At 70.5% G+C, this 19448-nt stretch carries 24 protein-coding genes; 12 read left to right on the top strand and 12 right to left on the bottom strand.

What is annotated here, in order from left to right:
* Positions 1–56 precede the first annotated feature (56 nt).
* Positions 57–1331, top strand: coding sequence for an isochorismate synthase (locus tag U870_RS0103520; RefSeq protein ID WP_240183620.1), 1275 nt, complete (start codon positions 57–59; stop codon positions 1329–1331).
* 4 nt (positions 1332–1335) lie between these two features.
* On the opposite strand, the gene U870_RS0103515 is transcribed toward U870_RS0103520, so the two are convergent.
* Positions 1336–2217: a PPK2 family polyphosphate kinase gene (locus U870_RS0103515; protein WP_052357524.1), complete on the bottom strand. Its 882-nt coding sequence runs from the start codon at positions 2215–2217 to the stop codon at positions 1336–1338.
* Positions 2218–2227: 10 nt separating this feature from the next.
* Positions 2228–4147, bottom strand: coding sequence for a hypothetical protein (locus U870_RS22330; protein ID WP_025156032.1), 1920 nt, complete (start codon positions 4145–4147; stop codon positions 2228–2230).
* A gap of 123 nt (positions 4148–4270) precedes the next feature.
* Between U870_RS22330 and U870_RS0103505 the strand changes: the two genes are divergently transcribed.
* From U870_RS0103505 to U870_RS0103495, 3 genes are read left to right on the top strand one after another with little or no spacing between them, the layout of a single operon-like run.
* Positions 4271–4657 carry an SHOCT domain-containing protein gene (locus tag U870_RS0103505; protein WP_025156031.1) on the top strand — a complete coding sequence of 129 codons (387 nt, stop codon included), beginning with the start codon at positions 4271–4273 and terminating at the stop codon, positions 4655–4657.
* A 43-nt stretch (positions 4658–4700) separates the two neighbouring features.
* Complete coding sequence (locus U870_RS0103500) at positions 4701–5375, top strand: GntR family transcriptional regulator (RefSeq protein WP_025156030.1); 675 nt, start codon at positions 4701–4703, stop codon at positions 5373–5375.
* The gene (locus U870_RS0103495) at positions 5375–6076 is read left to right on the top strand and encodes a GntR family transcriptional regulator (protein WP_025156029.1); all 702 of its coding nucleotides are present in this window, start codon (positions 5375–5377) and stop codon (positions 6074–6076) included. The genes U870_RS0103500 and U870_RS0103495 overlap by 1 nt, the downstream gene beginning before the upstream one ends.
* Before the next feature lie 359 nt (positions 6077–6435).
* Here the strand turns inward: U870_RS0103495 and U870_RS0103490 are convergent, their stop codons facing one another.
* The 5 genes from U870_RS0103490 to U870_RS0103475 all read right to left on the bottom strand — a co-directional run bounded on the left by U870_RS0103490 (position 6436) and on the right by U870_RS0103475 (position 8002).
* Entirely contained in the window at positions 6436–6732 is a 297-nt protein-coding gene (locus tag U870_RS0103490) for a Dabb family protein (protein ID WP_025156028.1), read from the bottom strand.
* Entirely contained in the window at positions 6729–6992 is a 264-nt protein-coding gene (locus U870_RS0103485; RefSeq protein WP_025156027.1) for a glutaredoxin family protein, read from the bottom strand. The genes U870_RS0103490 and U870_RS0103485 overlap by 4 nt, the downstream gene beginning before the upstream one ends.
* A 96-nt stretch (positions 6993–7088) precedes the next feature.
* The gene (locus U870_RS23515; protein ID WP_003792170.1) at positions 7089–7187 is read right to left on the bottom strand and encodes a 30S ribosomal protein bS22; all 99 of its coding nucleotides are present in this window, start codon (positions 7185–7187) and stop codon (positions 7089–7091) included.
* A gap of 70 nt (positions 7188–7257) precedes the next feature.
* Positions 7258–7473 carry a helix-turn-helix domain-containing protein gene (locus U870_RS0103480; RefSeq protein ID WP_025156026.1) on the bottom strand — a complete coding sequence of 72 codons (216 nt, stop codon included), beginning with the start codon at positions 7471–7473 and terminating at the stop codon, positions 7258–7260.
* A 106-nt stretch (positions 7474–7579) separates the two neighbouring features.
* The gene (locus U870_RS0103475; RefSeq protein WP_025156025.1) at positions 7580–8002 is read right to left on the bottom strand and encodes an ArsR/SmtB family transcription factor; all 423 of its coding nucleotides are present in this window, start codon (positions 8000–8002) and stop codon (positions 7580–7582) included.
* A 66-nt stretch (positions 8003–8068) separates the two neighbouring features.
* Here U870_RS0103475 and U870_RS0103470 point away from each other — a divergent pair, with 66 nt between their 5' ends.
* The 3 genes from U870_RS0103470 (at position 8069) to U870_RS24775 (ending at position 11171) form a co-directional block, all read left to right on the top strand.
* Positions 8069–9505: a TrkH family potassium uptake protein gene (locus U870_RS0103470; RefSeq protein ID WP_025156024.1), complete on the top strand. Its 1437-nt coding sequence runs from the start codon at positions 8069–8071 to the stop codon at positions 9503–9505.
* Positions 9498–10169 (top strand): potassium channel family protein, encoded by a 672-nt coding sequence (locus U870_RS0103465; RefSeq protein ID WP_021758525.1) that lies wholly within the window; start codon positions 9498–9500, stop codon positions 10167–10169. Before U870_RS0103470 ends, U870_RS0103465 begins: the two co-directional genes overlap by 8 nt.
* 789 nt (positions 10170–10958) lie before the next feature.
* Positions 10959–11171 (top strand): hypothetical protein, encoded by a 213-nt coding sequence (locus U870_RS24775; protein WP_240183619.1) that lies wholly within the window; start codon positions 10959–10961, stop codon positions 11169–11171.
* An 83-nt stretch (positions 11172–11254) separates the two neighbouring features.
* Here the strand turns inward: U870_RS24775 and proC are convergent, their stop codons facing one another.
* Positions 11255–12103, bottom strand: a complete 849-nt coding sequence (gene proC / locus U870_RS0103455) for a pyrroline-5-carboxylate reductase (RefSeq protein ID WP_025156022.1) — start codon at positions 12101–12103, stop codon at positions 11255–11257.
* Between the two features lie 22 nt (positions 12104–12125).
* Between proC and U870_RS0103450 the strand changes: the two genes are divergently transcribed.
* Both U870_RS0103450 and U870_RS0103445 read left to right on the top strand, forming a co-directional pair.
* Positions 12126–13088 (top strand): cation diffusion facilitator family transporter, encoded by a 963-nt coding sequence (locus U870_RS0103450; RefSeq protein WP_025156021.1) that lies wholly within the window; start codon positions 12126–12128, stop codon positions 13086–13088.
* A complete protein-coding gene (locus tag U870_RS0103445; protein ID WP_025156020.1) occupies positions 13085–13801 on the top strand; it encodes a glutamine amidotransferase-related protein in 717 nt (238 codons plus the stop codon). The genes U870_RS0103450 and U870_RS0103445 overlap by 4 nt, the downstream gene beginning before the upstream one ends.
* Before the next feature lie 47 nt (positions 13802–13848).
* On the opposite strand, the gene tadA is transcribed toward U870_RS0103445, so the two are convergent.
* Positions 13849–14316: a tRNA adenosine(34) deaminase TadA gene (tadA, locus tag U870_RS0103440; RefSeq protein WP_025156019.1), complete on the bottom strand. Its 468-nt coding sequence runs from the start codon at positions 14314–14316 to the stop codon at positions 13849–13851.
* Positions 14317–14354: 38 nt separating this feature from the next.
* Between tadA and upp the strand changes: the two genes are divergently transcribed.
* A complete protein-coding gene (upp, locus tag U870_RS0103435; protein ID WP_025156018.1) occupies positions 14355–14987 on the top strand; it encodes a uracil phosphoribosyltransferase in 633 nt (210 codons plus the stop codon).
* A gap of 418 nt (positions 14988–15405) precedes the next feature.
* Positions 15406–16107, top strand: a complete 702-nt coding sequence (locus tag U870_RS0103425) for a winged helix-turn-helix domain-containing protein (RefSeq protein ID WP_025156017.1) — start codon at positions 15406–15408, stop codon at positions 16105–16107.
* Positions 16108–16221: 114 nt separating this feature from the next.
* Here U870_RS0103425 and U870_RS0103420 read toward each other — a convergent pair whose 3' ends face one another.
* The 3 genes from U870_RS0103420 to U870_RS0103410 form a co-directional block, all read right to left on the bottom strand.
* Positions 16222–17046, bottom strand: coding sequence for an ABC transporter permease (locus U870_RS0103420; protein WP_025156016.1), 825 nt, complete (start codon positions 17044–17046; stop codon positions 16222–16224).
* A complete protein-coding gene (locus tag U870_RS0103415) occupies positions 17043–18056 on the bottom strand; it encodes an ABC transporter ATP-binding protein (protein WP_025156015.1) in 1014 nt (337 codons plus the stop codon). The genes U870_RS0103420 and U870_RS0103415 overlap by 4 nt, the downstream gene beginning before the upstream one ends.
* Positions 18057–18218: 162 nt before the next feature.
* A complete protein-coding gene (locus tag U870_RS0103410; protein ID WP_025156014.1) occupies positions 18219–18896 on the bottom strand; it encodes a helix-turn-helix transcriptional regulator in 678 nt (225 codons plus the stop codon).
* Positions 18897–18981: 85 nt separating this feature from the next.
* Here U870_RS0103410 and U870_RS0103405 point away from each other — a divergent pair, with 85 nt between their 5' ends.
* Positions 18982–19443, top strand: coding sequence for an acetyltransferase (locus U870_RS0103405; RefSeq protein WP_043709353.1), 462 nt, complete (start codon positions 18982–18984; stop codon positions 19441–19443).
* The last annotated feature ends 5 nt before the right edge of the window (positions 19444–19448 follow it).

Genomic DNA, 19448 nt, shown 5'->3' with positions numbered 1-19448 from the left:
TGAACGTGCAGGGGGCGCGCATCGGACGCCCAGCGTCCCGGGCGTAGTCTGTAGCGGTGACAGCACCAGCGACCACGCGACAGGCGACGGACGTGACGGCGCTCTCGGTCGAGACGACCCCCCTCGACGACGTTCGCCAGCTCATCCCCTTCATCGATGCCCGCCACCCCCTGCTCTGGCTGCGCAAGGGCGAGGGGATCGCCGGGATCGGCGAGGCCCTCCGGCTCGAGTTCTCCGGCCCCGACCGCATCCGCGACGCCTCCACGGCCTGGCGCGCGACCGCCGCCGCCGCGACGGTCGACGACGCCGTACGGACGCCCGGCACCGGCCTCGTCGCCTTCGGCACCTTCGCGTTCGCCGACGAGAGCGCGGCGGCGAGCACCCTGATCGTTCCCGAGATCGTCCTCGGCCGCCGCGACGGCCGCAGCTGGATCACCCGCATCCGACCGATCGACCCGGCCGCCGCCGACCCGGCGCCCGTCGATCCGCCGCGGCCGACCCCGTTCGGCGACGAGTACCGGCTCACCCTCCTCCCCGGCTCCCTCGGCAAGGCCGGATACCGCGAGGCGGTCGCCGCCGCGGTGACCCGCATCCGCGAGCACGACCTCTCGAAGGCCGTCCTGGCGCGCGACCTGACCGGGCACCTGCCGCGCGAGTCGGACGTGCGCCGCGCGCTGGTGGAACTGGCCCTGGGCTACCCGGAGTGCTGGACGTTCGCCGTCGACGGCCTCGTCGGCTCATCCCCCGAGACCCTGGTGCGCGTCCACCACGGCACCGTGACCGCGCGCGTGCTCGCCGGCACGATCTCGCGCGGCGCCGACGCCGGCGCCGATCACGACGCGGCCGTCACCCTGGCGAGCAGCACGAAGGACCAGGAGGAGCACCGCTTCGCCGTCGCCAGCGTGCTGGAGGCACTGCGACCGCACAGCGCCGACCTCGACGTCAGCGATCTGCCGTTCACGCTCAAGCTGCCCAACCTGTGGCATCTGGCGACCGATGTCGCCGGCACCCTCAGCGACGGCGCGAGCTCGCTCGATCTCGCCGACGCCCTGCACCCGACGGCCGCGGTCGCCGGGACTCCCACCCGGGACGCCCTCGCGCTGATCCGCGAGCTCGAGCCGTTCGACCGCGGCCGCTACGCCGGACCGGTCGGCTGGGTCGGCGGCGACGGGGACGGGGAGTGGGCGATCGCCCTGCGGTGCGCCCAGATCGACCCGGACGGCGACATCACGGCCTATGCGGGCGCGGGCATCGTGGCCGACTCCGAGCCCGACCGTGAACTCGTCGAGACCACCATGAAGTTCCGCCCGATCGTGGAGGCGTTCGGCTGACCGATCAGGTCGCCGCGAGCCGTGCCCGCTGTTCGTCGACGTCGTAGGACGGCAGCGGCCAGCCCAGGTCCATCCGCTCGAGAGCGTCGATGAGCAGGTGCTGGACCGCGATCCGCGCGTACCACTTGCGGTTCGCCGGCACCACGAACCAGGGAGCGTCCACCGTGGAGGTGCGGTCGAACACGACCTGGAACGCCTGCTGGTAGTCGTCCCACAGCATCCGCTCGTCGACGTCGTTGGTCGTGAACTTCCAGCGCTTGTCCGCGCGGTCGAGCCGGTCCATGAGCCGCTTCTTCTGCTCGTCCTCACCGAGGTGCAGCATCACCTTGACGATGCTGGTGCCCGATTCGGTGAGTTCGCGCTCGAAGTCGTTGATCGCCCGGTACCGGCGCTCGATCTCCTCGGGCGGGGCGAGTCGGCGGACGCGCCCGATCAGCACGTCCTCGTAGTGCGAGCGGTCGAAGACCCCCACCTGGCCCGCGGCCGGCACCGCCTTCTCGATGCGCCACAGGAAGTCGTGGGCGAGCTCCTCCGCCGTGGGCTTCTTGAAGCCCGTGTAGCGCACGCCGCCAGGATTCATCGCGCCGACGACATGCGAGACGATTCCACCCTTGCCTGCCGTGTCCATGGCCTGCAGCACCAGCAGCACGCGGCGCTGGTCACCCTGCGTCCCGGCGGCGTACAGGCGCTCCTGCAGGTCCGCCAGGATGCCGGCACCCTCGGCGAGCGCCTTCTCGCCGTCGCGTTTGCCGCCGTCGAACGCGGGTTTCGCGTCCGGGTCGCGTTCCGACAGCAGGAAGCCGTCGCCGACGCGGAGCAGGTCGTCCGGGTCCGTGCTCCAGTAGCTCTCTCGTCCCACGGTGCCTCCTCGATCGGGTGGGTCCATCGTAGGGACGTCAGCGCGGCAGCGCCACGCCCACGATCTCGCCGAACGCGCTCGGAGGATGGATCAGCACGACGGGCTGCGTCCCGCCGGGGAACAGGCGCACCACGGCGACGGGATCGGCACGGTCGTCGACCGTGATGTCGATCGTCTCGCGCCAGCGGCCGTCCGCCGTGCGCTGGAGGGTCGCCTCCCAGGTCACCCCCGGCGTGCGCTTGGCCTGGACCCGCAGGTGCACGCCCACCGCACCGCGCCGCCCCAGAAGGGAGAGGAGGCCGCGGTAGACCGCCGCCCGCCCCCGGCGCGAGAGCCACGGCGCGAGGTCCCGGCTCAGGATGTCGGCGTTCCAGATGACGGTCGTCGCGAATCCCGAGCGCGATTGGTAGACGTCCACCGCGACGACACCGGGGATGCGGCGCACCGTCAGCCGCAGGCTCTGCCGGGTGATCCCCTCCTCCACCGTGCTGCGCAGGTACAGCGGCACGGAGGCGCGCGGCGGCAGATCCCCGGCCCGGACGGCCGCCCGGTCGTCGACCACCTGGCCGGGACCCAGGAACGGGGCGAGCCCGTCCAGGAAGGCGGCCACCCGTCCGTCGGGCGGCCGGGCCTCGACCTCCGCCGCCGTGTCCGCATAGGCGGTCGACTGGTGGAGGGCGCCGAGGCGGAAGCCGACGGTCAGCGGAGGGCCGGCCTTCACGGTGAGCAGACCGTCCGGTCCCGCGTCGACCGGGTTCTCCCGGCCGTCGATGCGCGGGACGATGTCCAGCACATGCTCGAGGGAGAGCGTGCGCACGCCCGGCGGATGCGGGAACCGCCCGAGCGGCGATCCCGCGACCACGAGGTGCGTGACCGTGAACCCGTCCGCGGCCGCCGCCAGGGCGATCTGGGCGGCGACCATCCCGCCGAGGCTGAAGCCCGTCAGCAGGACGGGCTCGTCCGGCCCGATCCCCGCCGCGCGCATGGTCGCGATCGCCGCGCGGGTGATCGTCGCCTGCCGCTCGGTGCCGATGACGAGATCGGCGGTGAGGTCGTTCGGGGCGGCGCCCGCCCGGGGATGCCACGACTTGGTGCTCGGCAGCTGCACGATCCACCGACGCACCCCCGCCTCGTCCCTCCGGTGCACGAGCCGGATGACGGCGACGTCCGAGCGGTCGTCGAGGTCCGGATCGCAGAGATCGTCGATCTCACGCTGGCTGAGGAAGATCTCCCGCAGCGACCGGACCGCCCGGCGCCGCATCGCGCCCGCCGCCAGCCCCGGCTGCCCGAGCGGATCGGGCGCCGGTCCGAGCCGCAGGCCCAGCCGCGCGGAGGCCGTGTCGCCGAGCGACGCCGGCGGCCGGTAGTGCGCGGGAGCATCCGGGTCGGCCCACCAGCCGAAGAAGTCGTGGAGGAGCGGGAACGCCGCAGCGAGGAACTCGTCGTACCCGAACAGGCGGGCATCATGGCCGTCCCGCAACAGTCCGCGCCGCCGCCCGAGCCCGACCACCTTGCTCAGCAACTCGGGGAGCGTGAAGACGGCGAGGTACGGACGGGCCCGCCAGCGTGGGAACGCGATCCCGGCGACGCTCGCGCCGAGTGCCAGCGGGGCGAGGAGCCAGCCCGCGAGCCGCGCGGCCCCGCCGATGGTCCGTGGGACCAGCGAGAGGTAGAGCCCGCTCAGCGCCACCCGCCGCGCACGACGGCGCGTCGGCGGCGGGGAAGGGAACGGGTACGGGACGCGGCGCGCCCGCTGCACGACGAACCACACCCACGCCGCGGCGAGGCCGACCAGCCGCCCGAGCAGGCCGATCACCGCGGCCGCGGCGCCGAGCACGAGCAGGATCAGGCCCGCGGCGAACGTGAGCGGGACACCGACGACGAACCCCGCGATCAACGCGGCCCAGCCGCCGGCCGACCGACCTCGCCAGAGGTGCGGTGGCGACTGCGGCGGCATGCGGTCAGCCTAGCCCGCAGGGCCCGACATCCCGGGCTCCCCGACGAGCGGCGCCGAGGTCGCGTCTAGCCACCGTCGTGGCCCTCCCGATACGGTGAACGCCACAAGCGATGGGAGTCGTCGATGAACAGTTTCTGGGATGTCCTCTGGCTGATCTTCTGGTCGTTCGCGTTCGTCGCGTACCTGATCGTGCTGTTCTCGATCCTGGGCGACCTGTTCCGCGACCGCGATCTCAACGGCTGGTGGAAAGCGCTCTGGGTGATCTTCCTGGTGTTCTTCCCCTGGCTGACCGCGCTGGTCTACCTGATCGCGCGCGGTCGTGGGATGGCCGAGCGGAGCGCCGCGCGCCGCCAGACGGTGCCCGAGGACGACGACTACGGCCTCCATCCCGTCGCCTCGGCCAGCCCGGCCAGCGACATCGCACAGGCCAAAGACCTGCTCGATCGTGGCGTGATCACGGCGAACGAGTTCGACGCGCTCAAGGCGAAAGCACTGGGCCAGCGCTACTGAACGGCATCCTTGAATCTCGGCAGAGCGGATGTAATATTCAAGTATGCCTGTACCCGTAACCGAGGCCGTCAGCCCCCGACGGCTCATCCGAGACGAAGTCTTCCTCCGCCTCCTCGACGCGATCATCGAGGGAGACCTCACCCCCGGCGAACAGCTCTACGATGCCGAGATCGAGAAGTGGGTCGGAGTCTCCCGCACGCCGGTCCGTGAAGCGCTCAACCAGCTGGCCACCATGGGCCTGGTCGAGATCATGCCGCAGAAGCGCACCCGGGTGACCCCGATCGACCCCGACCGCCTTCGCGGGCTGGTCGACACGGTCGGCACCCTGCTGCACGGCGTCGTCCGCGACGCGACCCCCCTTCTCACCGACCAGGACGGCGTCGCGCTGAACGACCTCCTGACGCGCGCCGGCACCGCGTCGACGCCCCTCGAGCGCGACGGCGTCCTCACGGGGATCACCGCCGTGTTCATCCGCCGACTCGACAACGCCACGGTCGCGCGCCTGTTCAAGCGTCACCTCCCCGAGGTGCGCCGGGCGCTCATCGCGGCCCCGTCCAGCGCCCCGTACGACGCGAGCCTCCCCTTCGCGAAGACGCTCGTGACCGCCGCCGTCGCCGGGGATGCCTCCGCGGCCGCCCAGGCCGCGACCGGCTACTGGAACGACGGGCTCGCGACCGTGGTCGACGAGTTCACCGCCCTCGAAGGGAAGACCGCCTGATGCCGCTGCCCGTGAAGGACACCGCCCCCGTCGAGCGCCAGCTGCTGCGCGACGTCGTCTACAACCGGCTCTACGACGGCATCCTCGACGGCACGCTCGAGCCGGGTGAGACCCTGCTCGACGACAAGCTGACCGCGTGGCTCGGCGTCTCGCGCACCCCGATCCGGGAAGCGCTGATGAAGCTGGCCGACATCGGCCTGGTCGAGATGGCACCCAACCGCTACACGCGGGTCGCGCCGATCGACCGCCGCGCGATCGACGAGGCCATCTACACGACCGGCCTGCTGCACGAGTACGCCGCACGGACCGCGGTGCCGAACCTTGACGCGGCCGCGGTCGGCCGCCTCGACAAGGCACTCAAAGAGGTCCGCAAGGCGAAGAAGGCCTCCGACCTTCCGGCGCTGGGACGCGCGCTCAACGACTTCCTGCTGGAGTTCGAGCGCGGCGCGGACAACGCCGTGCTGCTCGACGTGAGCGAAGGGCTCAGCCCGCAGCTGCTGCGCTACATCGCGGTGTGGGAGCAGCCGTTCGCCGCCACCGACCTGGTGGGCAGCATCACCGAGATCTTCGAGGCGGCCAAGGCCCGGGACGGCGAGAAGGCGGGCGACCTCGTCGCCGCGCTCTACGCCTCCACCCTGGAGCAGTTCCTGACGGAGTACCGCCGCACCGACCGCGAGATCGACGAGCGCCCGGCCTACTGAGGCGAACCGGTCCGGAATTCGTCGCCGGACCTTCACTGTGCTGCCGGCGCACCGTGGGTACGAGTGTGCGGGCGGAGAACCCCGAGGTCCCGCCCGCACTCGTAGCGGCCGGCGCACCCGAAGCGTCGGCAGCTGAGGTCGCACACCGATACGCGTTCCCTAGTCGTACGGCGACGGCGACGTCGTCCCAGCGTGCGGGACGGCCGCGGTCCGAGCGGGGAGGGAGCGGCAGAGCTCGGTAGTCGCGGGCTCAGATGTCCGTAGCGACACCGGTGGGAGCGCGGCGTCTCGGCATGGACGCGCCGTAGCTGCTCTCCTGGGCAGTCGGGATCTCTCCGACGCCCGCCGCTCGCCCGCGCTCAGACCTCGAAGTCGACCGCGCTGCGTCCGTCGACCACGGAGCGGATGTACGCCGCGACCGCCTCGTGCGCCGGGTGCACCTGATACCGCGCCACCGCGTCCAGGTCGGCGAAATCACTGATCAGCACCAGGTCGAAGTTGCCGGGGAGGACGTTGACGCCGACCTCCAGCCGCTCGATCTCGGGGACGACGCCCACCAGCGCTTCCAGCTTCGCCTTCACGGCGGCGGCCTGCTCGGCGCGCTCGGCCGCATCGGTCGAAGCGAGCTTCCACGTGACGACGTGGCGAATGGTCATCGGTCCTCCAGGATCGCGGTGCGCAGCCGGGCCGGATCGACCCGCCAGTAGGTGTGCATCCGGCCGCCGACCAGCACCACCGGGATCTCCTCCACGTACTTCTCGTGCAGCGCCGCATCGTCCAGGATGCTGAGCTCCACGAGCTCGACGTCCGGAGCGCCGGCGGGGAGGTCGTCCACCACCGTGCGGATCACCTCACGGGCGTCGTCGCACAGATGGCAGCCGGGCTTGCCGATGAGGGTCAGGGAGACGGCGGACACGGCGTCCAGCCTAGCTCGCGCGAGCATGGCGCGTCCGTGCACAGCAAAAAGCGCCGGGCCAGGACGGACCGACGCTTGAGCTGCAGACTCTGAGGTCTACTTCTTGTTGCGACGCTGGTGGCGCGTCTTGCGGAGAAGCTTGCGGTGCTTCTTCTTCGCCATACGCTTGCGACGCTTCTTGATAACGGAACCCACGTAGACCTCACAAAGTTAGGGGGGTTTGCCGCGGGGTGCGCGGCGACACAAGCAACCAGTTTACCCGACGTCACGCCGAATCGGCGACGCCGCCTTTTTCGGAGTGCACGAGAGCCTCCAGAGCCTGGTCCACGGCCGACTCCGGGACCCGGAACGAACGCCCGAAACGGATCGCGGGAAGCTCGCCGGAATGCACCATCCGGTACACGGTCATGCGGGAGACGCGCATCATGTCGGCCACTTCCGCGACCGTCAAGAAGCGCACGTCCTTCAGATCGTGTGCCATCGCCGTACCTCTCCGGCCGCCATGGTACTCGGGTGTCATGGCGGGTGACAGGCACTCTATGCGGCTGCGGGCATCCACGGCAAGCGCCGGGGTCGGGAGGTCCGGCTCAGTCCCGACGCCACTTGGTGACGCGCTCGGTCGCGTTCGTCACCGCGTGCCGGGTGTCGGCGAGCACCTTGCCGACGGTGCTGGCGAACTCGCGGGTCTCCTCCGCCAGCTGGGCCGAGAGCGCCGCCGCGTCGACGTCCGCCGCGGTGAACGGGATCACCCAATCCTCCACCAGCTCCAACGGCGTCGCGTCCAGCCGGTAATACCGGTGCTGGCCCTCTTCGCGCACCGAGACGAGCCCGGCCTCCCGCAGCACCTTGAGGTGCTTCGACACCGTGGGCTGACTGAGCTCGAGGGTCGAGACGATCTCCGAGACCGAGATCTCGCCGACGCCGTCCGCCGCCTCCGAATGCCGGTCGAGCAGCACGCGGAGGATTTCGCGCCGCGTGGGGTCGGCGATCACGTCGAAGATGTCGGCCATCCCCCCAGGCTAGTCACTCCACAGGCGGAGTACCATGTCCGAAGCTTCGGTGGGAGGGAACGGACGATGGCTACGACCCCGGCGGTCCGGCGCAGGACCACCGCTCCCCTGGACCGGGTGCGCGGCGCGATCAACGGATTCGCGTCCCGCAGCCCGTCGCGCTTCGCGATCCTGGTCTTCACCCTCCTGATCCTGATCTTCACCCTCCTGTTCTCCCTGCCGATCGCGACGGTGAAGGGCACGACCACTCCCCTCGCCGACGCCCTCTTCACCGCGGTGTCGGTGATCTGCGTCACCGGGCTGTCGACCGTCGACATGGCGACGCACTGGTCGGTGTTCGGGCACCTGCTCGTCTACCTGGGCGTGCAGATCGGCGCCGTCGGCGTGCTCACGATGGCGAGCATCCTGGGCCTGATCATCTCCCGGCGACTGGGGCTGCGCGCCAAGCTCATGGCCGCCAGCGACAGCAACCCGCTGCGCATCCACGCCGGCCCCGTCGCCGAAGGCCAGGCGGTGCGCCTCGGCGAGGTGGGCAAGCTGCTCACCACCGTCGCGCTCAGCATGGTGGTCATCGAGGGGCTCGTCGCCGTGCTGCTCCTGCCGCGGATGCTGATCGCCGGGATGCCGTTCGGCTCGGCCCTCTGGGAGAGCCTCTATTACTCGGCCATGGCCTTCACGAACACCGGATTCGCGCCCAACGTGGAGGGGCTGACCCCGTTCGCCGACGACTACTGGTTCCTCGGCGCGCTGATGATCGGCGTGTTCCTGGGGGCGATCGGCTTCCCGGTGATCCTCGCCATCGCGTCCAACCTGCGCAAGAAGCGGCGGCGCTGGTCCATCCACGTGAAGCTGACGCTGCTGACCTCGGTGATCCTGCTCGTCGCCGGCGCCCTGCTCTACATCGTCCTCGAGTACAACAACCCCAAGACCTTCGGGCATCTGGATGCCGGCCACACCGTCTTCCAGTCGTTCTTCCTGTCGACCATGGCGCGCTCAGGCGGCTTCTCGACCATCGACATCAGCCAACTGAACGGGTCGAGCCTGCTGGTCACCGACATGCTGATGTTCATCGGCGGCGGATCCGCCTCCACCGCGGGCGGGATCAAGGTCGGCACGCTGGCCGTGCTGTTCCTGGCGGCGGTCGCCGAGGCACGCGGGGTGGAGTCGATGGACGCGTTCCGGCGCCGCATCCCCGTCGACGTGCTGCGACTGTCGGTCGCCGTCGCGCTGTGGGGCGCGACGATCGTCGCGGTGTCGTGCATCCTGATCCTGCAGATCACCAAGGCGCCGCTGGACCACGTCCTGTTCGACGTCATCTCGGCGTTCGCGACCTGCGGGCTCTCCACCGGGCTCACGGAGAAGCTGCCCGACGCGGGCGTCTACGTGCTGGCGGCCACCATGTTCTGCGGGCGCGTTGGTACAGTGACACTCGCCGCAGCGCTGGCGCAGAGCCAGCGCAAGCAGCTGTACCAGAACCCCGAGGAGAGGCCGCTCGTTGGTTGACCGGATCAAGCACAACGCCCCCGTCCTGGTGATCGGCCTCGGCCGGTTCGGAGCGGCGACGGCCGGCCAGCTCGACCGCCTCGGCCGGGAGGTCCTGGCCATCGACACCGACGCCGGCCTGGTGCAGAAGTGGGCCGACCGCGTCACCCACACCGTCCAGGCGGACGCGCGCTCGATCGAGACCCTGCGGCAGATCGGCGCGGAGGACTTCTCCATCGGCGTCGTCGCCGTCGGCTCCTCCATCGAGGCCAGCGTGCTCATCACAGCCAACCTCGTCGACCTCAAGGTGCCCCAGATCTGGGCGAAGGCCATCTCCCAGTCGCACGGCAAGATCCTGGAGCGCATCGGCGCCAACCACGTGATCTACCCGGAGGCGGAGGCCGGCGAGCGCGTGGCCCACCTGGTCTCCGGGCGCATGCTCGACTTCATCGAGTTCGACGACGACTTCGCGCTCGTGAAGATGTACCCGCCGAAGCCCATCCGCGGCCTCAACCTGACCGAGTCGGGCGTGCGCAGCAAGTACAACATCACCGTCGTCGGCGTGAAGAGCCCGGGCAAGCCGTTCACCTACGCCACCGCCGAGACCGTCGTCTCCAACCACGACCTCATCATCATCTCCGGCACCTCCGCCGACATCGAACGCTTCGCCGCCCTCGACTCCTAACCCGCCCGCCGAGTACACGAATTCTCTGCGTACTCGGCGGTTTTCACCCCACATTCTGCGTACTCGCGGACAGGGCTGTGGAGAGAATCTGCGAGAGGTTCGCCCGTCCGGTTGGGTGAGGGGATGGATGCGATCAGAACCGGGGATGCGTTGGCCGTCGGATTCCCTCGCGCGAGTCTGTACAGCTCGCGCTACCACCGGCCGTTCCACGGCGTGCGCACAGAACGGGCTCCGTCGACGCACGCCGAACTCTGCCGGGCGGCGGTGCCTGCCCTGCCGCCTCGGGCCGCGTTCTCCCACCGCTCGGCGGCCGTTCTGCATGGCATCCCGCTCCCGCGGCGCCTCCGACCCGACTCCGTCGAGGTGAGCGTCCTCGATCCCGACAGGCCGCCGCGACGCGGCGGCATGCGGTCCCATCAGCTGACATCCAACGGCCAGCGCATCGTGTCCGTCGACGGTCTTCGGGTCTTCTCTCCCGAGGACACGTGGATCCAACTCGGGACGTGCCTCGGCGTAGAAGACCTCATCGTCGCCGGAGACTTCCTGATCACTGGCGATGAGCCTTACAGCGGGTCAGCACCGCCTGCGACGCGGCAGCAACTGGAAGGCGCCCTCCACCGTTTCGGGAGCCACCGAGGAGTGCGGCAGTTGCGGAGTGCTGCCGAACGCGTGAGGTACGGGTCGCTCTCTCCTCAAGAGACGCGCCTGCGGCTCGCGCTGGAGGACGCGGGCCTCCCACCCTGCGAACCGAACTACCGGATCGAGGGTCGGGACGGGCGCGTCGGCGCCATGATCGACCTCGCCTTCCCGTCGTACCAGGTCGCGGTCGAATACCTAGGCGACCACCATCGCGCGACGGCCGCCGCCTACCGGAAGGACATCGAACGACGCGAGTGGCTGGCCGATCGCGGCTGGTACGTCGTCTTCGTCACCGGAGGCGACGATTTCGCCGACGCCGCCCGCCGGGTTCGCGTCGCCCTTCGCCGCGCTGCGGGCAAGTAGCCGACGAGTACACGAAATCTCTGCGTACTCGGCGGTTTTGACCCTACTTTTTGTGTAGTCGGCGGATGCCGTGGGCGGGGGGGTCAGCCGGCGGCGAGTTCGCGGGCGCGGGCGAGGGCGGCGTCGGTGGCGCGGGCGAAGAGGGCGGGGAGGTCGGCCTCCTGGAGGACGGCGACGGCGCGCTCGGTGGTGCCCTTGGGGCTTGTGACGCGGCGGCGCAGCTCGGCCGGCTCCTCGTCCGAGGCGGCCAGCAGCTCCGACGCGCCGAGGAAGGTGCCGTTCACGAGGATGGCGGCCTGCTCGGGGCTGAAGCCCTTGGCGACGGCGGCCTCCGTCAGCGCCTCGATGAGCAGGAAGACGTACGCGGGACCGGACCCGGAGATGGTGCTGAGCGCGTCCAGCTGCGACTCGGGCACCTCGACGACCTGGCCGACGGTCTCGAAGAGGGCGCGCACGAGGGCGAGGTCCTCCGGCTCGCTGCGAGTGCCCGCGCTGATGCCGGTGACGGCCTTGCCGACGACCGCCGGCGTGTTCGGCATGGACCGGACGACGGAGACGGACGCGGGCAGCAACGACTCGAACGTCGCGATGGTGACGCCGGCCGCCACGCTGACGATGACGGCGCCGGGCGTGAGCGACGACGAGATCTCGCGCAGCAGATCCGGGACCATGGCGGGCTTCACCGCGACGATGACGATCTCCGCGCCCTCGACCGCGCGACGGTTCGCCTCGGGGTCGTCGTCCGTGGCGAAGGCGGTGACGCCGGGGGTGTCCGCGAGTTCGGCGGCACGGGCGGCGGAGCGGTTGGTCACGCGCACCCCGCCCGCGACGCTGACGCCCGGGGCGAGCAGTCCGGAGAGGATGGCGCGGCCCATGGAGCCGGCTCCGAGCATCGCGATGGTGGGCAACGTCACGTTCTGCGTGTCGGTCATGCGGCCATCCTAGGATGAGGATATGAGCGCATCAGGAGGCACCAGGGCGATCGTTGCGGCGTTCTCCGCGAACCTCGGGATCGCGCTGACGAAGTTCATCGCCTGGTTCTTCTCGGGCTCCTCGTCGATGCTCGCCGAGGGTGTGCACTCGCTCGCCGACTCCGGCAACCAGCTGCTCCTGCTGCTCGGCGGCCGCAAGGCGAAGCGCCAGGCGGACAGGGAGCACCCGTTCGGCTACGGCCGGGAGCGCTACGTCTACGCGTTCGTCGTCTCGATCATCCTGTTCTCCGTCGGCGGCGTGTTCTCGCTCTACGAGGGCTTCGAGAAGCTGGCGAACCCGCACCCGCTCGACAACTGGTGGCTGCCGGTCCTGGTGCTGCTGATCGCGATCGGACTGGAATCGTTCTCGCTGCGCACCGCCGTGCACGAGTCGCGCCCGCACAAGAAGGGCATGTCGTGGCCGCAGTTCGTGCGCCGCGCGAAGGCCCCCGAGCTGCCGGTCGTGCTGCTGGAGGATGTGGCCGCCCTGACCGGTCTGGTGTTCGCCTTCATCGGCGTCGGCCTCACCGTCCTCACCGGCAACGGCGTGTGGGATGCGGTCGGCACGCTCCTCATCGGCGCGCTGCTGATCGTGGTCGCGGTCATCCTCGGCATCGAGACCAAGAGCCTCCTGGTCGGCGAAGGCGCGAGCGACGCCGACGTCGCCGCGATCGAGGGCGCGATCCTCGGCGGCGGCGAGGTCGAGCGCATCATCCACATGAAGACGCTCTACCTCGGCCCGGACGAGCTGATGGTCGCCGCGAAGCTGGCCGTCCCGGGCGAGCAGCGGCTGGCCGACGTGGCCGCCGCGATCGACACGGTCGAGCGGCGCATCCGGGATGCCGTCCCGGCGGCCCGGGTGATCTACATCGAGCCCGACGTCTGGATCGACCCCAACGAGGCGCACCCCGCCACCGACACCATCATCCTGAAGGGCCTGGAGTGACCGGCACCGCCTCCCGCACCGCGCTCGTCCTGCAGCACGACCCGACCATCCACCTCGGCAACATCGGCCCCACCCTGGAGGAGCACGGGTACGCCGTGCGCGTGGTCGAGGTGCGCACGCCGGAGGACGTGGCCGCGATCGACCCGGGCGAGGCCGATCTGGTGGTCGTGCTCGGCGGCGAGATGGGCGCCTACCAGACCGAGGAGTTCCCGTTCCTGGAGGCGGAGAAGACCCTGCTGCGCGAGCGGTTGGACGCGGAGCGCCCGACCCTCGGGGTGTGCCTGGGCGCACAGCTGATGGCGGGCGCGCTCGGCGAGCGCGTCTACAAGGGCGACACCACCCAGATCGGTTACCGCCGCGTCGAGGCGACGGAGGCCGGTGCGGCCTCCCCGATCCGCCACTTCGAGGGGGTGCCGGTGGTGGAGTGGCACGGCGACACGTTCGAGCTGCCCGAGCGGGCGACCCGGTTGGCCTCGTCGAGCGATTACTCCAACGAGGCGTTCGCGATCGGCGACTTCGCACTGGCCGTGCAGTTCCACCCCGAGGTCACCGACGAGATGCATGAGACCTGGGTCTCGGACGGATACAACGAGCTGGACGAGCAGGCGATCGATCCCGACGCCCTGCGCCGCGACCGGGAACTGTACTCGGCGCGGATGCAGGAGGCCTCCCGCGCGGCGTTCTCGGAGTGGCTGGAGCAGCTGCCCCGCTGACGCGGCGCGAGCGTGCCGGCGCGTCAGCGCGTGGCGCGGAAGAAGCCTCAGCGCTTGGCGCGGAAGAAGTCGAGCAGCAGCTCGGCGCACTCCTCGGCCAGCACCCCGGCGAAGACCTCGACCCGGTGGTTGAGCCGACGGTCGCGCAGCACGTCGTAGACCGAGCCGGCGGCCCCCGCCTTCTCGTCCCACGCGCCGAACACGACGGTCGGGACGCGTGCGGCCAGCACCGCGCCGGCGCACATCACGCACGGCTCCAGGGTGACGATCAGGGTGCAACCCTCGAGATGCCAGTCGTCGCGCACGGCCGCCGCCTGACGGAGCGCGAGCACCTCGGCGTGCGCGGTGGGGTCGTGGTGCAGCTCGCGCTCGTTGCGCCCGGTGCCGATGACCTCGCCGTGCTCGTCGAGCACGATCGCCGCGACCGGGACGTCCCCGGTGCCGAACGCGAGCCGGGCGTCCGCGACGGCGCGGCGCATCCACTGCTCGTAGTCGGCGGGGACGGACAGGGACACAGGCTCCTCCAGGCGGGATGTCGGCTAGCCTTGAGCCTATGCGAGTGCACGTAGCGGACCACCCCCTCATCACCCACAAGCTGACCGTGCTCCGCGACAAGACCACGCCGTCGCCCGTGTTCCGCGCACTCACCGAGGAGCTGGTGACGCTGCTCGCCTACGAGGCGACCCGCGCCGTGCGCGTCGAGCCGATCGAGATCGAGACGCCCGTCACCACGACCACCGGCGTCGCGATCAGCGAGCCGCGCCCGCTCGTCGTGCCGATCCTGCGGGCCGGCCTGGGGATGCTGGAGGGCATGGTCAGGCTGATGCCGACCGCCGAGGTCGGGTTCCTGGGCATGGCCCGGGACGAGGAGACGTTCCAGCCGACCACGTACGCCGAGCGCCTGCCGCACGACCTCTCCGACCGGCAGTGCTTCGTGCTCGATCCGATGCTGGCGACCGGAGGGTCGCTCGGCGCGGCGATCGACTTCCTCTTCAAGCGCAACGCCGTCGACGTCACCGCCATCTGCATCCTCGCCGCCCCGGAGGGGCTGGAGGCCCTGGAGAAGGCGACCGAGGGCCGCAATGTGACGATCGTGCTGGGCGCACTGGACGAGCGACTCAACGAGAACGGGTACATCGTGCCGGGTCTCGGCGACGCCGGCGATCGTCTCTACGGCACCGTCTGAGCCGCCGCGGGGCTGTGTGAACCCTCGCAATATTCCGTAATGATTTGACACCGCGAGTCATGGTTCGCTTTACTACCACCATGACTGACAATTCGCGTACCCTGACCTCCTTCGAGGCCCTTGGGGATGCCGGCATGATGATGGCCGGCCGCGACTCCGTCATGTGTTGCCGAATGTGTCGCTGATCTGACGACCCTTCGCCGAGCCGAACGCCCTCCGACCACCCCCTCGTGATCGGGCGAGAGCTCCCCGGGACCGCCACATCCAGGCTCCCGCGCATCAGCCGTCTCTGACACGGCCAACACGAATCTCCTGCGATTCTCCACACCGTCGACCGCACTCTCACACCTTCGGGACGACCGTCCCGCGGCGACGGTGGATCATCGGGATCGCGACATCATCTAAGGACTCCCTTCCCATGTCTCTCGCCACCGTCGACACCTTCGCCCCCACCGCTCTCCGCCCCGCCGAGTCCACCCCGACCGCCCCCAAGATCCGCGCCGTCCCGACCGGCACGGAGGCGCGCGGCTTCGTCCTGTACGTCGGCATCGACGAGGCCAAGGCCGCTGCCGCCGGCACCGACCTCGGCCGCATCGTGGAGGCACTGAAGGCCCTCACCGCCGAGCTCGCTCCGGCCTCCGAGACCTACGCCGCCGTGGCGATCGCCCCGGCGGGCGCCGGCGGCCGCGACGTCGACGTCGTGCGCCTCGCCCTGCAGGACCCGTCGGCGATCGCGAAGCACCGCCACACCGCCGCCATCGACGAGGACGAGGACCGTGCCGCCTCCGGCGTCGTCGTCGACATCTCGCGCAAGCGACTCATCCTGGACAACCAGACGGTCGCGCTGACCTACAAGGAGTTCGAGCTGCTGCAGTACCTGGTGCTGCGCGAGGGCCGGACCATCGAGCGTGCCGAGCTGATCTCGTCGCTGTGGAGCGCCGCCGACGAGGAGGACGTGCCGAACGAGCGCACGATCGACGTGCACGTGCGGCGCCTGCGCGCCAAGCTGGCCCGCTACGAGGACATCGTGCGCACGGTGCGCGGCGTCGGCTACCGGTTCGACCGCCACGCGGACGTCTCGATCCGCCACGCGAGCGCCCCCTCCCCCGACCTGTTCTGAGCCCCGTCCCGACCCGACGCCCGCCGAGTACGCGGAAAGTCGGGCGGGAACCGTCGAGTACGCAGAGAATGCGCGTACTCGACGGCTGCCCGGCCCGATGCGAGGTGGCTGTGATCAGGCGCTGCGCTGGTAGACGCGGAAGGCGCTGGTCGCGAGGGCGGCCATGACGACGGCGAGGCCGGCGAGCAGCCCGACATGGGCCCAGAGGGCCGCGGTGTCGGGATGCGCGCTGAGCGCCTCCCTGCCGACGATCACCGCCCACTCGAACGGGTTGTACGCGGCGACGTTCCGCACCCACTCGGGCGACAGCGTGGTGTTCATGATCGCCGAGCTGAGGAACATCAGCGGCAGGGTGATCAGCTGCGAGATCCCGATCAGGGCGGTCTGATCCCGTGCGAGCAGTGCGACCGCGTTCGACAGCGAGCAGAACACGGCGGTGAGCAGCACGACGCCGAGCAGGAGCAGCAGGATGCCGCCAACGCCGCCGTCGAACCGGGCGCCGGCCCAGAACGCGATGCCGACGACGATCAGCGACTGGAACACCGCGAGGATCGACTGGTAGACGAGCGTCGAGACGATCATCGCGCCGCGGTTCGCCGGTGACGTGAGCAGCCGATCCATCACCCCGCGTTCCATGTCCTGGATGTAGACCGTGCCCGACCACGCACTGCCGAACAGGGCGAGCATCATGACGACACCGGGAGTCAGGTATTCGAGGTAGCTCTGGCCGACCCCGAAGCCGGGGATCTCCACGACCGATTTGAAGAGCTGGCCGAAGAGCAGCAGCCAGATGATCGGCTGCACCAGGTTCATCACCAGGAACGCCGGCATGCGGATGGCCCAGCGCAGCTGCCGGCCCGTCAGCAGAAGCGTGTGGGTGAGGAAGGTCGGGCCCGTGCTGCGACGGGCGGTGCGCACGGGGGCGGTGACGGTGGTCATGATGCGTTCTCCAGGACGTGCTCGGCGGACGCCTGCGCCCGCGTGAAGGTGCGGCCGGTGTGCCGCAGGTAGACGTCGTCCAGGCTCGGCCGGGCGACGGTGGCGGAGGCGACGGCGACGGCCGCGGCCTCGAGGGCGGCGAGGGCGAGCGGCAGGGTCGCGGCACCGTCGTCGGCGCGGGCGCGCAGGGTGCGCCCGTCGCCGCCGATGTCGCGCAGCGCCGCCACTGCCTCCAGGGCCGCGAGGGCGGCGAACGGGTCGCCGTCCGGCGCGACCTCGACGATGACGGTGTCGCCGTGGAGTCCGCTCTTCAACTCGTCGGGCGTGCCGCCCGCGACGACCCGGCCGTGGTCGACGATCGCGAGCCGGTCCGCCAGGCGGTCGGCCTCGTCGAGGTAGTGCGTCGTCAGCAGCACCGTGAGGCGTTCGTCGGCGGCGAGCCGCTCGAGTTCGAGCCAGAGCTCGGTGCGCGCCTCCGGGTCGAGACCGGTGGTCGGCTCATCGAGGAAGAGCACCTGCGGGCGGTGCATGAGGCCGAGAGCGACATCGAGCTTGCGCGCCATGCCGCCGGAGTAGGTCTTGACCTGTCGGCCGGCGTGCCCGGTCAGCCCGAAGCGCTCCAGCAGCTCGCGGGCACGGCCTCGGGCGTCCCGTCCGCTCATGCCCTGCAGCCGGCCGGCGAGGACGAGGTTCTCGAGGCCCGTGTCCATCGGGTCGGAGACGGCCTTCTGTGCGACGAACCCGATGGCGCGGCGCACGCGCGCGGGATGCCGCGCGACGTCGATCCCGGCGACGAAGGCTCGGCCGGAATCGGCGCGGGCGAGGGTCGACAGGACCTTCATGGTGGTGGACTTGCCGGCGCCGTTCGGGCCGAGCAGGCCGAAGACGGTTCCCGGTTCGACCGTGAAGTCGAGGCCGTCGAGAGCGCGGACCGGCGGGGCTCCCCGCCCTCCGGGGTAGGACTTGACGAGCTGGTCGGCGGCGAGCGCCGGACCGGTGGATGAGGCCACGATGGCTTCCTCTCTGTGAGGTCACCGAAGCGGGCGATATCATCGATACGACCCTCGGTGACTGTTGACGCAGGTTCCGTACGGAACGACTGAAGGTTTCTCGATGGCCGGGGAGTTGCCGCTCCTCGGCCATCGTTCTGCGTGCGGCGGGTGCCGCGGTGTTCAGTTCCCCAGCAGGTCGGCCACCTCCTCACCGAAGGCGCCGGCCGCGATCCTCTGCTGGATCTCGGCCATGCTGAGGCCCGATTCGAGCAGCACGTGCAGCTGCTCCCACCACTCGTAGCCGCCGACCGTCCCGGCGCGCAGCCGCGCCAGCAGGTCGGCGACGAAGGCGCGCTCGGCGTCGAGCACGGCCTGCCGGTAGCGGAATTCGATCATGAACAGCTCGGGGAGCGCCGGGCCGCTGGACTCCGCGAGCGCACGGCGCTCGGCGATGTCGGCGTCCAGCCGTTCGAGTCGCTGCTCCAGGAGGTGGGCGGCGGCGGCCGGCGGCAGCATCGGGAGCAGGGAGAGCCCGGTCTCGATGGCCGGATACTCCTTCACCGGGACGGCGATGAGGTCGCCGAGCCAGTCGACGGCCTCCCGGCGCCCGGCCTCGGTGATCTGGTAGACGACGCGCTCGGGGCGATTGCCTTCGCGCTCGGTCTGCGCGATCTCGACGAACCCGTGCTTCAGCAGCGACTTGATGACCGCGTAGAGGGAGCCGAAGTTCAGCCGGATGCTGTCCTCTTTGCCGCGCTCTCGCATGGTCGTCTGCATCTCGTAGGGATACATCGGCTTTTCCCACAGGCAGGCCAGGACGGCCAGCGCCAGCGGGTTCGCGATCGCGCGCTTCGACATTGCTCACCTCCGAATACTTTGCTTAGAGTATTCGATCCCGAGCACCGTGTCCAGCGCGCGGAGGATCTTCGCTAGCGTGGACTCCGTGCCTCTCGAGATCCGCCCCGCCCGCACCGCCGACCACTCCGTCCTGCTGGCCATCTGGCGACAGGCCGTGGAGGCCACGCACCACTTCCTCACCCCCGCCGACATCGACTGGTACGAGGGGATGGTGGCGCAGTACCTGCCGCAGATGACCGATCTGCGGGTGGCCGAGCGCGACGGCGACCCCGTCGGGTTCCTCGCCCAGGACGACGGCGAGATCCACATGCTCTTCGTCGACCCCGCCCGGCACGGCTCGGGGATCGGCACCCGGCTGCTGGAGGGCGTCGCGGCCGAGCATCCCGTGCTCCGCGTCGACGTGAACGAGGACAACGCGAGCGGCCGCGCCTTCTACGCCGCCAAGGGGTTCGTCCAGACCGGCCGATCGGAGCTCGACGGCGAAGGGCGGCCGTTCCCGCTGCTGCACCTGCGGCGGGAGGCGCCTGCGCCGGCGCCCGCCGCCTGACCGCC

Origin of the sequence: Leifsonia aquatica H1aii, assembly GCF_000633535.1 — a bacterium.
In the GTDB taxonomy this organism is placed as follows: domain Bacteria; phylum Actinomycetota; class Actinomycetes; order Actinomycetales; family Microbacteriaceae; genus Leifsonia; species Leifsonia aquatica_A.
The sequence above is the reverse complement of the archived record's forward strand: the minus strand, read 5'-3'. Positions and strand labels throughout refer to the sequence as shown.